The organism is Comamonas testosteroni (assembly GCF_014076415.1).
Taxonomy (GTDB): domain Bacteria; phylum Pseudomonadota; class Gammaproteobacteria; order Burkholderiales; family Burkholderiaceae_C; genus Comamonas; species Comamonas testosteroni_F.
This window is the reverse complement of record NZ_CP043568.1, coordinates 5,318,157-5,330,545: the sequence shown is the minus strand read 5'-3', so window position 1 is coordinate 5,330,545 and position 12,389 is coordinate 5,318,157. Positions and strand designations below refer to the sequence as shown.

The following is a 12,389-nucleotide window of genomic DNA, read 5'->3' as shown; positions in this document are numbered from 1 at the left end:
CTTTGTGTTTTGCGATCAGCGGCTGACCGGGCTGCCGTTGCGCACGTCATAGGCTTTGCCGTCGGACAGGTTGATGCGATAGATCTCGCGCAGCACATTGCCGGAAAAGCTCAACTCCACCACAGACAGCGTATCGAGCGTGGTGGTGAAGCCTGCAGGCAAAACGCGATTGAGACGAGAGGTGGTGTCGTTCATGGCGCGTTCGATTTCGGGGGTGAAAGGCGTTTCGCTATAAACCAGGGTGTTGTGCGGATTGTGGCTGCTGACCAGCTTGTCGTTCTGCAGCTGATTGATGCCGCTCACGCCTGCGGTCTGCACCATGGTCTTGGCGGAATCGCTCATCCTGGCATAGACCGGGCCGGTGACGCGCGGCAGCGGACCGTCTCGCAGCGGAGCCATGGCCGTGGTGGCGCGGGTATTGAAATCCATCATGGACGTATAGGCCGCCCCCGACTTGACCACACCCAGATCCAGCCACCAGGGCTTGCCAGCTCCCTTGGCCGCTTCCGTGGTGTAGAAGGTCTTGAGCTGCACGTCCTTGAGCACGGGAGGCAATGCGGGCAGGGCCATCAGCATTTTCTGCGGAGTCCCGGGATCTGCACTGTGGATGTGCACTACGGTGATATGGGGCAGATTGAAGGTATTGGCTTCTTGCGTGAGCTTGAGCTTGTGCAACTGCTCGCTGACCACCGGGGTGACCTGGCTGTCCATGATGGCCATGGCGTCAGCCGGCAGCCGGTACACCAGCCCATAGGTGGTCTGATGCTGGCGGAACTGGGTGCTCGCCAGTGCGCTGTTGTCGATCTTGCTGCTGTTTGCCGTCGTAGTGGGCGATGTGCTGCATGCACTCAAGGCCAGAGCCAGCGCAACAGTGGGTGCCAGGGAAAGCCGGGATGGGTTTTGCATGAAATGCGTCTTTAGTCGTAAAGGGGCTGAAAAACGGGCGTGCATCTCTGCATGTTGTTTTTGAAGCCGTTCCCGTTCGGACTGTTGCAATTTAGGTCGGCTTTATGTCCGCGCTGTGACGCCGTTGAGCAGGCCAGGCGCCACGCTGCGAGCCTGCAGCTCGTACACTTCGCACCATGATTCGCTGGTTGATCGTCATTTTTCTGGCCCTGTTGCTCGTCAACGGGCTGCACGGCTGGCTGCAGCGCATAGGGCTGGGGCGTCTGCCCGGCGACTTCCGCTTTAGGCTGTTCGGCAAGGAATTCTTTCTGCCCGTGGCCAGCACCGTGCTGCTCAGCGTGGTGGCGGCGCTGATTGCCCGCTTTGTGAAGCTCTGAGAACGTAAACACGTTTTGAGGCGGGCCGACTTGAATCTGCAGGCTTTGGCTGCACATACGACCTGAGCCCGAGCAGTGCCTGCTGGCACCGTCAGGCATTGCCAAAGAAAGGTTGCCCCTGTGTCCGAATCCCTGCACTACGTCTGCCCTCATTGCCACACCACCAATCGCATCGCCAGCGACCAGCTGGGCAATCAGCCCGATTGCGGCAACTGCCATCAGGCGCTGGTGACGGGCGAGCCCGTGGCCCTGGACAACGACAGCTTTGCCCGGCACACCGGGCGCAGCCAGTTGCCCGTGGTCGTGGATTTCTGGGCTCCCTGGTGCGGCCCCTGCCGCATGATGGCTCCGGCCTTTGCCCAGGCGGCCCAGCAACTGGCGGGGCAGGCGCAGCTGGCCAAGCTCGATACCGAGGCTTATCCACAGGCCGCAGCACCGCTGGGCATACGCAGCATTCCGACCATGGTGATCTTCAAGGAAGGCCGGGAACTGGCCCGCATCTCCGGGGCCCTGCCGGCCTCGGAGATCGTGCGCTGGGTGCGTTCGGTGATCTGAGCGGCGGTTTCGCGGGAGCCGGCCCCGGCTAGGGGCCGGTCGGACTCTCAGGCGGCGATGTCCAGCACCACGCGGCCTTCGATCTTGCCTTCGTGCATGCGGGCAAAGATGTCGTTGATGTTTTCCAGCTTGTCGGTGGATACGGTGGCCTTGACCTTGCCCTGAGCAGCAAAGTCCAGCGACTCCTGCAGGTCCAGGCGCGTGCCGACGATGGAGCCGCGTACCGTGATGCCCTTGAGCACCATGGAGAAGATCGGCAGCGGAAAGTCGCCGGGCGGCAGGCCGTTGAGCGAAATCGTGCCCCCGCGGCGCACCATGCCCAGCGCCTGCTCGAAAGCCTTGGGGGACACGGCGGTGACCAGCACGCCATGGGCACCTTCGATCTCTCTTTGCAGATAGGCCGCCGGGTCGGTATTCATGGCGTTGACGGTGACGGTGGCGCCCAGCTGACGTGCCAGAGCGAGCTTGCTGTCATCGATGTCGACGGCCGCGACGTTGAAGCCCATGGCCTTGGCATATTGCACGGCCATATGGCCCAGACCGCCGATGCCCGAAATCACCACCCAGTCGCCGGGCTTGGCGTCGGTGACTTTCAGGCCCTTGTACACCGTGACCCCGGCGCAGAGCACGGGAGCGATATCGACAAAACCCACATTCGACGGCAGATGGCCCACATAGTTGGGGTCGGCCAGTGCGTAATCGGCAAAGCCGCCGTTGACCGAATAGCCGGTATTGGTCTGAGATTCGCACAAGGTTTCCCAGCCGCCTATGCAGTGGCGGCAGAAGCCGCAGGCGCTGTGCAGCCAGGGCACGCCCACGCGATCACCTTCCTTGACATGCTTGACGTTCTTGCCCACCGCAGCCACATGGCCCACGCCCTCATGGCCGGGAATGAAGGGCGGATGAGGCTTGACGGGCCAGTCGCCTTCGGCCGCATGCAGATCGGTATGGCAGACGCCGGAAGCAGCGATCTTGACCAGGATCTGATCGTCTGTCGGTCGGGGCACCGGCATTTCTTCAATCGTGAGCGGCTTCCCGAAGGAACGCACCACGGCGGCTTTCATGGTCTGGGGTAAGGACATCAGAGCACCTCCTTGAAGTAGAAGGCAAGGCCCAGACCTGTAGGCCGGACACTTGCCTGTCAAAGAACCATGCCGGTATGGCATGGGTGTTGCAGCCGGTTTCGTGACCCGCTGCATGGCCCTGGCGGAGCGAACCGTCGCGGCCATCTCGTACTGTGCAATGGCTGCAGCTTACCTTCTTTGACTTAACTCAAGCCGCGCCCATCCCTGTCGCTAGGGTCTGTTGAGATTTGATTTTTACCTTCCGGGGTGGCGTCACAATCGCGCTGTGATGCGATACGTTTTGACAGATGAACAATGGGCTCGTATGAGCCCATTGTGTTTAGGGAAGATTGGGGATCGAGGACGCAGTGGCTCCAACAATCGACTGTTCTTGGAAGCAGTGCTTTGGGTTGCGCGTACAGGTAGCCCTTGGCGAGATCTGCCGCCTGAATTTGGCAAGTGGAACACCGTCTTCAAACGGTTTCGCGACTGGGTCAAAGCTGATGTCTTTCAAAAGCTGTTTGACGCGGTCAGCGATCAACCGGACATGGAATACGTGATGGTGGATGCAACGATTGTGCGAGTGCACAGGCATGGACAGGGTGCAAAAGGGGGTCTGCGAGCCAGGCCATAGGTCGCAGTCGAGGTGGTTTGACCACCAAGATATTGGCGCTGACGGATGCCCTTGGAAACTTGATCCGATTTGTGTTGCTGCCAGGCCAACGGCATGATCTTCAAGGTGTAGAACAGCTGCTCGAAGGCATAGACCTGCGGACATTGCTGGCCGACAAAGCGTTTGACGCAGACTGGCTGAAGCAACACTTGCTGGCACAGGGTTGCCAAGTGGTGATTGCACAAAAGGCCAATCGTCGAGCGCCCTTGCAGATTGATATAGAGGTCTACAAGTGGCGGCACTTGATCGAGAACTTCTTTTGCAAGCTCAAGGAGTTCAAGCGCATTGCAATGCGCAGCGACAAGACAGACAGCAGCTTCGCTGCTGTCATCACGCTGGCATCGGCTGTGATCAATTCACGTTAAATCTCAACACGTCCTAGCACCTCGGTGCGCGGACTGCTAGGTACCACTTTCCAGATAGGCGGCAATCGCCTGCTCGCGCGCCTTGCTCACTGCGTCGCCAATGGCCTTGCCCTTGAGGCCGCGCTGCGCTGCGGCCTGGGCGACCGGACCGGTTTCCACGGCAAGCGCCGCCTTCAGGGCATTGCCCAGGCGCTGGCGCTGCGGATAGGCAGCCTCTTCAAAGCCCTGGCGTCCGCGCGCGTCGCATTCGCAGGCCTGCAGTGCTTCCTCGAAGCGCTGGGGCTTGCGTATGGCATCGCAGCGCTCGAGCAGGCGCAGCAGGGCGGCGGCATTGAGTTCGTGGCTGCGGTGGATGTTGCCATGCTCGCGCGCCACGACCTCGGCCAGCTCCTTGCAGTCGTTGGGCACGCGCCAGCGCTCGCAGACCTGCAGCAGCAGGCGGGCGCTGCGCTGTTCGTGGCCGATATGGCGGGGCAGCACATCGGCCGGCGTGCTGCCCTTGCCGAAGTCATGGCAGAGGCAGGCAAAACGCACGGACAGCGGTGCCTGCAAGCGGGCCGACATGTCCAGCACCATCATGGCATGTATGCCGCAGTCGATCTCGGGGTGGTATTCGGCGCGCTGGGGCACGCCCCAGAGCTTGTCGAGTTCGGGCAGCAGCCGGGCCAGAGCTCCGCATTCGCGAAGCATGTCGAACATGCGCGAGGGCTGTGGCTCCAACAGGCCGCGGCTGATTTCCTGCCACACGCGCTCGGGCACCAGGGCATCGACCTCGCCGGCCGCCACCATCTCGCGCATGAGCTCCATGGTCTCGGGCGCAACGGAGAAATCGGTGAAGCGCGCCGCAAAGCGGGCCAGACGCAGAATGCGTACCGGGTCTTCGCGGAAGGCATCGGTCACATGGCGCAGTACGCGATCCTTGAGATCCTGCTGGCCGTGGTAGGGATCCACCAGGTCTTTGAGGTCGCCGTTGCCTGTCCAGTCTGCGGGAGCGGCGATGGAGTTGATGGTGAGATCACGCCGCGCCAGGTCTTCTTCCAGCGTCACATCGGCGGCGGTGTGGACCACAAAGCCGCGATAGCCCATGCCGTTCTTGCGCTCGGTGCGCGCCAGCGCATATTCCTCATGGGTCTGGGGGTGCAGAAACACCGGAAAGTCGCGCCCCACGGGCACGAAGCCGCGCGCGCTCATCTGCTCCGGCGTGGCGCCGACCACCACCCAGTCCGTATCGTTGACGGGCAGGCCCAGCAATGCATCGCGCACTGCGCCGCCTACCTTGAAAACCTTGAATTCACTCATGCTGCAATGGTAGTGGCTGCGAGCCGGCGTGCAGATACCGCGATTGCGGGATTACGGACTCAGCGCTGCTGGCGATAAGGCTCTTCGAACTGCAGAAAGTCCTGCTCGGCCAGAGCCGCCTGAATCCATTCCTGGGTGGCGGGCAGCTGGGTGATGCGCTGTATATAGGCGCGTACCGGGGCCGAGGTCGGCAGGCCGTAGCTGTTGATGCGCATGCAGACCGGCGCAAAAAAGGCGTCGGCAATGCTGAACTGGCCGAACAGCATGGGGCCGCTGGCGATACTCAGCAGCGGGGTCCAGAGTTCTTCGAGCTGCTGGACATCGCTGCGCAGATCGGCATGCTCGGCCCAGAGCCGGGCGCCCGTCTCCTGCAGCTGGGCTTCGATATTCATGGGGCAGAGGCTGCGCAGCGCACCGAAGCCGCTGTGCATCTGCGCCACCAGACTGCGTGCGCGGGCGCGCTGGGCCACGGTCTGCGGCCATAGATGCTTTTCCGGAAAACGCTCGGCCAGGTATTCGCAGATGGCCAGGCTGTCCCAGATGATCAGTCCCTCATCGACCAGCAGTGGCACCTTGCCGGTGGGTGCGAGTGCCAGCGCCTGCAGCTTGAAGCTGGAGTCGGGCGCAAAGCTGTCAAAGCGCAGTGTGAGCTCTTCGAAGCTGATGCCGCTTTGGCGCATCAGCACCCAGGGGCGCATGGACCAGGACGAGTAATTCTTGTTGCCGATATAGAGCTTCATGGCGGACTCCTGTGTGATTTGCCGAGCAGCTTATCAAGCTTGGGCCTGGCGGTCTGTGTGTTTTGATTCCCCAGTCACGCCTGGGCGGCGCGGCGGATGATGTAATTGCAGCACTATGGCAAATACTTCGATTTCTTCTGCAAGCCCGGCCGCTCAGGTGGCCGGGGCCGGTCACCACAAGGGCGCGCTGGTGCTGTTCTCGGGCGGCCAGGACTCGACCACCTGCCTGGCCCAGGCCCTGGCCATGTTCGAGCGTGTGGAGACGCTGGGCTTTGACTACGGCCAGCGCCACAGCGTGGAGATGCAGGTGCGCGCCGGCGTGCGCGAGCAGCTGGCTCAGCGCTTTCCCCAGTGGGCGCCGCGTCTGGGCGAGGACCATGTGCTGTCGCTCGACGTGCTCAAGCAGATCGGCGGCTCGTCCCTGACCGAGGATGTGGCTTTTGCCATGCAGGCCGACGGCCTGCCCAACACCTTTGTGCCGGGCCGCAATCTGCTGTTTCTGACGCTGGCCGGCGCGCTGGCCTATCGGCGCGGCCTGACGGTGATCGTCACCGGAGTCTGCGAGACCGATTACTCGGGCTATCCCGATTGTCGCGACGACACCATGAAGGCCCAGCAGCTGGCGCTGAACCTGGGCCTGGAGCGCCGGCTGCGCATCGATACGCCGCTGATGTGGCTGGACAAGGCCCAGACCTGGCAGCTGGCCCATGATCTGGGCGGCAGCGAGCTGGTGGAGCTGATTCGCACCGAGACCCACACCTGCTACCAGGGCACGCGTGATGTGCTGCACGACTGGGGCTATGGCTGCGGCAGCTGCCCGGCCTGCGAGCTGCGTGCATCGGGCTGGCGGAACTGGCGCGCCAGCCAGTCGGCGTCCTGAAATCGATAGCTGCTTGTGCTTTATCAAAAAGGACTTCAGGCTGAAAAAGCTATGAAGTCCTTTGAATGAAAGCGGTAAACGCTCCTCAATGAGGAGCATTCACGATGTCGGCCCGACTCAGGCGCTGGGGCGCGTGGCGATCTGTCCGGCCTGGATCTGTGCCGTCATCTGGCTGAGCCAGGCCTGGCTTTCCGGGCGCTCGAACAGAAAGTCCCAGATGGCATCGTGCTGGCGCGGTGTCAGGCCGAGCGCGCCATGGCGGCGCATATGTGCTTGCAGCCGCAGCACCTCGGGGTGCGTGAGCGGCAGCTGCATCACGGTCAGTGGCGGGCGCTGGCGGTAGCGGCGCTGGGGAATGTTCTTGCGGGGACGACTCATGGCAAAGCGATCAAAGCGATTCAAGGGTTAGACAGGCCAGACCACGCCGTTGTCGTTGAGGATGGCGTCCAGCGGCAGGTCATGGGCCTCGGGCTGGAAGTCATCGACATAGCCATTGGTGTAGCCCAGACCCACGGTGAAGGGGCGCGGGCTCAGCTCGGCCAGCGTGCGGTCATAGAAGCCGCCGCCATAGCCGAGGCGGTAGCCGCCGGCCGCGTAGCCTACGCAGGGGACAAACAGCAGCGTGGGCACCAGCAGTTCGGTATCCTTGGGCTTGGGAATGCCATAGGCGTCCTCCTCCATCGGGCAACCGGGGTACCAGGCGTGAAAACTCAGCGTCTTGCGCTGTTTGTCTATCACCGGCAGCCCGATTCTGCGCCTTTGTGGAGTACCCTGTAGCTCGCCATCTTCCTTCCAGCGATGCAGGGCTGGCAGCGGATCGAATTCACCCTTGATGGGCCAGTAGGCACCAATCACGGTATCGGGCCGCTCCATCAGCCAAAAGCGCATCACCTGCTGCAGCGCATCGGCGCGTTGCAGGCGATCTGGAAGGTTGAGGCGCAGTTCAATCAACTTGCGGCGTAACGCTGCTTTGTCCATCGGATAATTTCCTCCATGCACTGGCTGAAGATTTTGACACCGCTTTGTGCGGCTTCCCTGTTGACTGTAGCTGCTCCGTTTGCGCAGGCACAAAACCCGGGCGACGCCGTGTTGCTGGATATGCAAAAAGCATTCCGCAGCCGCAATCAGACGGCGCTGACCCAGCTCCTGCCCCAGGCTGCCGGCCACCCTCTCGAACCTTGGGCCGCTTACTGGGAACTCAAGAACCGGCTGGAGAGCGCATCGCCCGATGAAATCCAGGGCTTTCTGAACCGCTATGCCGGTACCTACCAGGAAGACCGCCTGCGCAACGACTGGCTGCTGCTGCTGGGCAAGCAGCGCGACTGGAACACCTTCAGCCAGGTCTATCCCAGGTTCCGCATGCGCGACGACAGGTCCGTCACCTGCTACGCCTTGCTGGCCGATGCCTTGCAAGGCCGGGGCGCGCCCAATGTGGGCCAGCAGGTACGCGATCTGTGGCTGGCACAGAAGGATGCCGATGACGGCTGCACCACGGCCGCCGGCCAGCTGTATGCGAACAAGCTGATCACCGACGCCGATGTCTGGCGCCGTGCCCGTGTGGCCACCGAAAACAATCGCCAGAAGGCTGCCCGTGATGCGGTCGCCATAGTCGCCCCCGAGGCCGCCGACCAGGTGGCGCAGGTGTTTGCCTCGCCCGCCAAATACCTGTCAGGCCAGAGCAAGGCGCGCGGCCGCGAGCGCAAGGAGCTGGCCCTGCTGGCGCTGATCCGCATGGCGGCCAGCGACCCCGATGCGGCAGCCACGCAGATCGACGGTGGCTGGGGTGCCCAGCTCAACGGCGAGGAGCGCAACTGGGCCTGGGCCGTGGCCGGCAAGCAGGCTGCCTTCAAGCTCTCGCCCGATGCCAATAGCTATTTCGGCAAGGTGCGCCGCAACGAGGACCTGAGCGACGACCTGCTGGGCTGGAAGGCCCGTGCCGCGTTGCGCGCCGGCGACTGGAAGGCCGTGCGCCGAGCCATCGACGCCATGGGGCCGGAGCGCACCGACCCGACCTGGTCCTACTGGAAAGCCAAAGCCATGCTGGCGGGCCGCCCCAATGCCGAGGAAAAAGCCGAAGCCCGCCAGCTGCTGGAGGACACGGCCGGCAGCCACAGCTTTTACGAGCAGCTGGCGCTGGAGGAAATCGGGCAGCGCATCACCGTGCCGCCCGCGCCCGCGCCGTTGACGGCGCAGGAAAAGGCGGCGGCGCGCAGCAACCCAGGCCTGAGCCGCAGCCTGTATGCCATCGGCATGGGACTGCGCAGCGAAGGCGTGCGCGAGTGGAACTATTCCACCAATCTGCACCAGCCCGGCGGCATGGAAGATCGCGAACTGTATGCGGCCGCCGATCTGGCCTGCGAGCGCCAGGTCTGGGATCGCTGCATCAACACCAGCGAGCGCACCAAGACCTTTGCCGACTGGAAGCAGCGCTTTCCCATGCCCTATCACGATACGGTGCTGGCCAAGTCGCGCAATATCGGGCTGGACCCGGCCTATGTCTATGGCCTGATCCGTCAGGAGAGCCGCTTCATCATGGATGCCCGCTCGGGCGTGGGCGCTTCGGGGCTGATGCAGGTGATGCCGGCCACGGCGCGCTGGACGGCCAGAAAGATCGGCATGACGGGCTTCACCCCCGACATGATCAACGACCGCGACACCAATATCACCATCGGCACCTCCTATCTCAAGCTGGCGCTGGACGACTTCGAGGGTTCGATGGCGCTGGCTGCCGCGGGTTACAACGCCGGCCCGGGCCGCCCGCGCAACTGGCGCAACGGCCCCACGCTGGATGCCGCCATCTGGGCCGAAAACGTACCCTTCAGCGAGACCCGCGACTATGTGAAGAAGGTGCTCTCCAACACCACCAACTATGCGGCGCTGATCACCGGCCAGCCACAGTCGCTCAAAAGCCGACTGGGCACCATAGGCCCGCGCCCGGCCAATGATCCCGAGACCATGAAGGACTTGCCATAGGCGGGTGTCTTGATGAGCTGATTGCTCATTTGATGATAGTGAAAAGCGCTCTGCCTGAAAGGTGCAGAGCGCTTTTTTATTGAATGCTTCAAGTGCTCAAACAAGACCCGCGCCGAGGCGCGCGTGAAATAGCACGCAAAGTCTCATGTAGGCAAATAACCTACAAACAGATGGCGAATGAGATTGGTTTGCGTTTACAAAAGTACATAATTGCAACCGTCAGAGCCCATAACGTCACATACAACCTCGGCTTTGTCTCCCTTTAGCTGCCTGCCAGCTGTCCAGAAGGCCCACCGGGCCGCCGCTTCCTACCCGTATCTGTGAACGACCTGCCCGAGGCAGGCCGAGGAGTCATCATGTCCAACGCAGCTTTCAGCCGCGCCCGCCATATTCGCTGGCAACCCCGTCTACTGGCCCTGGCCGCTGCCGCCGCATGTGCGGGCAATGCTTTTGCCCAAGCCAGGGAGTCCACCATGGAGGAGGTGGTGGTCTCGGCCTCCGGCTTCGAGCAGGAGCTGAAAAATGCCCCGGCCTCCATCTCCGTCGTGACGCGCCAGGAGCTTGAGACCAAGAACTTCCGCGATCTGGCCGAAGCCCTGCAGGGCGTGGAAGGCATTGATGTGATGGGCGGCACCGGCAAGACCGGCGGTCTCGATATCAGCATTCGCGGCATGCCCAGCGACTACACGCTGATCCTGATCGACGGGCGCCGCCAGAACGTGGCGGGCGACGTCACGCCCAACGGCTTCGGCGCCGCACTGACCAGCTTCATGCCGCCCATGTCGGCCATCGAGCGTATTGAAGTCATTCGCGGCCCCATGTCCACGCTCTATGGCTCGGACGCCATGGGCGGCGTGATCAACATCATCACGCGCAAGGTCAGCAAGGAGTGGGGCGGCGAAGTCAGCGTGGGCGCCGGCATTCCGCAAGACAGCGAATGGGGCAATCAGTACAAGAGCAGCTTCTACATCAACGGCCCCATCAAGCAGGACGTGCTGGGCCTGGCCGTGCGCGGCAGCACCTTCAACCGCGATGCTTCCGACTGGGTGCTGGCCCCTGGCGCCGCCCAGCCCGCACAGGCACGCAACCCCGCGCCGGCTCAAAGCCGCCAGCACAGCCTGGGTGTCAAGCTGACGCTGACGCCCAACCGCTATCACGACATCTGGCTGGATGTGGATCAGGGCCGCACCTGGTACAACAACGAAGATGGCCGTCTGGGCAGCCGTGATGCGGTCATCACCGACCCCAGCAAGCTGCCCGGCTACCGCGACGCCCTGCGCTTCAACCGCGATCAGATCAGCATCGGTCATACCGGCCGTCTGGGCTTCGGCACGCTGGAAAGCAGCCTGATGCACACCGAAACCGAGACCATTGGCCGCACCATTCCCGGCGCTTCGGTGCCCAAGGGCGACCCGCGTGCTGGCGCCGATCGCGAGTTGAAGACCACCAATCTGGTGCTGGACAGCAAGCTGGTGGCGCCCGTGGGCGATGCCCATATGCTGACCGTGGGCGGCCAGTTCTGGGATGCCAAGCTCAAGGACGGCCTGCTGCCGCAAAGCCACAAGCAGACCATGTGGGCGCTGTTCGTGGAAGACGAGTGGCGCCTGCGTCAGGGCCTGACCGCCACGCTGGGCGGCCGCTATGACCACCATGACGCCTTTGGCGGCCAGTTCAGCCCGCGGGCCTATCTGGTCTGGGATGCGACGACGAACTGGACCTTCAAGGGCGGCGTGAGCCAGGGCTTCAAGGCTCCGCGCCTGAATCAGCTGATCGACGGTGTCAGCGGCATTAGCGGCCAGGGCCAGACCATCAATATCGGCAACCCCAACCTCAAGCCCGAGACCAGCACCAATGTGGAGCTGTCGGCCCTGTTCGACAACAAGGCAGGCTGGACCAGCGCGGCCACCTTCTTCCACAACGATGTCAAGGACAAGATCGCCTCTGGCGGCTCCTGCCTGACTTCGGCCATCTCCAGCTGCGCCTTCAACCCCACGGCCGATTACTCCATCAACGTGGACAAGGCCAAGACCTGGGGTCTGGAGCTGAGCAGCCGCGTCCAGCTGGCCAAGGACTGGGCCGTCAAGGCCGGCTACACCTGGACCAACAGCGAGGTGATCGAGGGAGGCCGCAAGAACGGCCAGCTGGCGAACACCGCCAAGCACATAGCCAGCGCCCAGCTGGACTGGACGCCGACCGGCCAGTGGCGCCTGTGGGCACGCGGCGAGTACCGCAGCAAGAGCCCGCGCTTCAGCGGCTCCTACGACAATCTGAGCTCCGCCAACAAGGCCGTGTTCGATGCCGTGGGCGATATCAAGGGCTATGCGCTGTTCCATCTGGGCGGCAGCTATCAGGTCAACAAGAGCCTGAGCATCAACGCCAGCATCTTCAATCTGTTCGACAAGGATTTCCGCAAGTACCAGCAGGTGAGCATCAACGGCACGCCGACCTGGGTGAACAGCTATTTCCAGGGCGGCTCCTCGGTGTCCGGTGTGACCCAGGCCGGGCGTACCTTCTGGATCACGGCGAACATGAAGTTCTGAGGCTGAGCGCTTCACGA

The 12,389-nt window shown here is 62.9% G+C and carries 12 protein-coding genes; 6 read left to right on the top strand and 6 right to left on the bottom strand.

The genetic code is table 11. The features are described from left to right. Window positions 1–15 precede the first annotated feature (15 nt). Entirely contained in the window at window positions 16–906 is an 891-nt protein-coding gene (locus tag F0P97_RS24550) for a hypothetical protein (protein WP_182284695.1), read from the bottom strand. Window positions 907–1,082: 176 nt separating this feature from the next. Here F0P97_RS24550 and F0P97_RS24545 point away from each other — a divergent pair, with 176 nt between their 5' ends. Then, the gene (locus tag F0P97_RS24545) at window positions 1,083–1,283 is read left to right on the top strand and encodes a DUF2905 domain-containing protein (protein WP_012839950.1); all 201 of its coding nucleotides are present in this window, start codon (window positions 1,083–1,085) and stop codon (window positions 1,281–1,283) included. A 120-nt stretch (window positions 1,284–1,403) separates the two neighbouring features. After that, the gene (gene trxC, locus F0P97_RS24540; RefSeq protein ID WP_182284694.1) at window positions 1,404–1,838 is read left to right on the top strand and encodes a thioredoxin TrxC; all 435 of its coding nucleotides are present in this window, start codon (window positions 1,404–1,406) and stop codon (window positions 1,836–1,838) included. Window positions 1,839–1,885: 47 nt separating this feature from the next. Here trxC and adhP read toward each other — a convergent pair whose 3' ends face one another. Next, the gene (gene adhP, locus F0P97_RS24535; RefSeq protein ID WP_182284693.1) at window positions 1,886–2,920 is read right to left on the bottom strand and encodes an alcohol dehydrogenase AdhP; all 1,035 of its coding nucleotides are present in this window, start codon (window positions 2,918–2,920) and stop codon (window positions 1,886–1,888) included. A 271-nt stretch (window positions 2,921–3,191) separates the two neighbouring features. Between adhP and F0P97_RS24530 the strand changes: the two genes are divergently transcribed. Then, window positions 3,192–3,940, top strand: a protein-coding gene (locus tag F0P97_RS24530) for an IS5 family transposase (RefSeq protein ID WP_420093890.1) whose coding sequence is annotated in 2 segments (ribosomal slippage) — window positions 3,192–3,519 and window positions 3,519–3,940 — 750 coding nt in all. Because the reading frame shifts where the segments join, the coding sequence is not laid out codon by codon here. A gap of 36 nt (window positions 3,941–3,976) precedes the next feature. Here the strand turns inward: F0P97_RS24530 and F0P97_RS24525 are convergent. Further along, window positions 3,977–5,239: a multifunctional CCA addition/repair protein gene (locus tag F0P97_RS24525; protein ID WP_182284692.1), complete on the bottom strand. Its 1,263-nt coding sequence runs from the start codon at window positions 5,237–5,239 to the stop codon at window positions 3,977–3,979. A 59-nt stretch (window positions 5,240–5,298) separates the two neighbouring features. After that, window positions 5,299–5,979 carry a glutathione S-transferase family protein gene (locus F0P97_RS24520; RefSeq protein ID WP_182284691.1) on the bottom strand — a complete coding sequence of 227 codons (681 nt, stop codon included), beginning with the start codon at window positions 5,977–5,979 and terminating at the stop codon, window positions 5,299–5,301. 115 nt (window positions 5,980–6,094) lie between these two features. Here F0P97_RS24520 and queC point away from each other — a divergent pair, with 115 nt between their 5' ends. Further along, on the top strand, window positions 6,095–6,859 hold the full coding sequence (queC, locus tag F0P97_RS24515) for a 7-cyano-7-deazaguanine synthase QueC (protein WP_182284690.1): 765 nt from the start codon (window positions 6,095–6,097) through the stop codon (window positions 6,857–6,859). A 117-nt stretch (window positions 6,860–6,976) separates the two neighbouring features. Here the strand turns inward: queC and F0P97_RS24510 are convergent, their stop codons facing one another. Continuing rightward, window positions 6,977–7,237, bottom strand: a complete 261-nt coding sequence (locus F0P97_RS24510; RefSeq protein WP_012839944.1) for a hypothetical protein — start codon at window positions 7,235–7,237, stop codon at window positions 6,977–6,979. Window positions 7,238–7,264: 27 nt separating this feature from the next. Then, window positions 7,265–7,837 (bottom strand): 5-formyltetrahydrofolate cyclo-ligase, encoded by a 573-nt coding sequence (locus F0P97_RS24505; RefSeq protein WP_054073811.1) that lies wholly within the window; start codon window positions 7,835–7,837, stop codon window positions 7,265–7,267. Window positions 7,838–7,852: 15 nt separating this feature from the next. Here F0P97_RS24505 and F0P97_RS24500 point away from each other — a divergent pair, with 15 nt between their 5' ends. Both F0P97_RS24500 and F0P97_RS24495 read left to right on the top strand, forming a co-directional pair. Beyond that, a complete protein-coding gene (locus F0P97_RS24500; RefSeq protein WP_182284689.1) occupies window positions 7,853–9,832 on the top strand; it encodes a lytic transglycosylase domain-containing protein in 1,980 nt (659 codons plus the stop codon). A 356-nt stretch (window positions 9,833–10,188) separates the two neighbouring features. Further along, window positions 10,189–12,372 (top strand): TonB-dependent receptor domain-containing protein, encoded by a 2,184-nt coding sequence (locus tag F0P97_RS24495; RefSeq protein ID WP_182284688.1) that lies wholly within the window; start codon window positions 10,189–10,191, stop codon window positions 12,370–12,372. Window positions 12,373–12,389 lie beyond the last annotated feature (17 nt).

Bases quoted from the DNA above. Each gene is read 5' to 3' on its own strand.
- adhP (WP_182284693.1), bottom strand. From the start codon at position 2,920: ATGTCCTTACCCCAGACCATGAAAGCCGCCGTGGTGCGTTCCTTCGGG.
- F0P97_RS24510 (WP_012839944.1), bottom strand. From the start codon at position 7,237: ATGAGTCGTCCCCGCAAGAACATTCCCCAGCGCCGCTACCGCCAGCGC.
- F0P97_RS24495 (WP_182284688.1), top strand. From the start codon at position 10,189: ATGTCCAACGCAGCTTTCAGCCGCGCCCGCCATATTCGCTGGCAACCC.
- F0P97_RS24525 (WP_182284692.1), bottom strand. From the start codon at position 5,239: ATGAGTGAATTCAAGGTTTTCAAGGTAGGCGGCGCAGTGCGCGATGCA.
- F0P97_RS24520 (WP_182284691.1), bottom strand. From the start codon at position 5,979: ATGAAGCTCTATATCGGCAACAAGAATTACTCGTCCTGGTCCATGCGC.
- F0P97_RS24545 (WP_012839950.1), top strand. From the start codon at position 1,083: ATGATTCGCTGGTTGATCGTCATTTTTCTGGCCCTGTTGCTCGTCAAC.
- F0P97_RS24505 (WP_054073811.1), bottom strand. From the start codon at position 7,837: ATGGACAAAGCAGCGTTACGCCGCAAGTTGATTGAACTGCGCCTCAAC.
- F0P97_RS24550 (WP_182284695.1), bottom strand. From the start codon at position 906: ATGCAAAACCCATCCCGGCTTTCCCTGGCACCCACTGTTGCGCTGGCT.
- F0P97_RS24500 (WP_182284689.1), top strand. From the start codon at position 7,853: ATGCACTGGCTGAAGATTTTGACACCGCTTTGTGCGGCTTCCCTGTTG.
- queC (WP_182284690.1), top strand. From the start codon at position 6,095: ATGGCAAATACTTCGATTTCTTCTGCAAGCCCGGCCGCTCAGGTGGCC.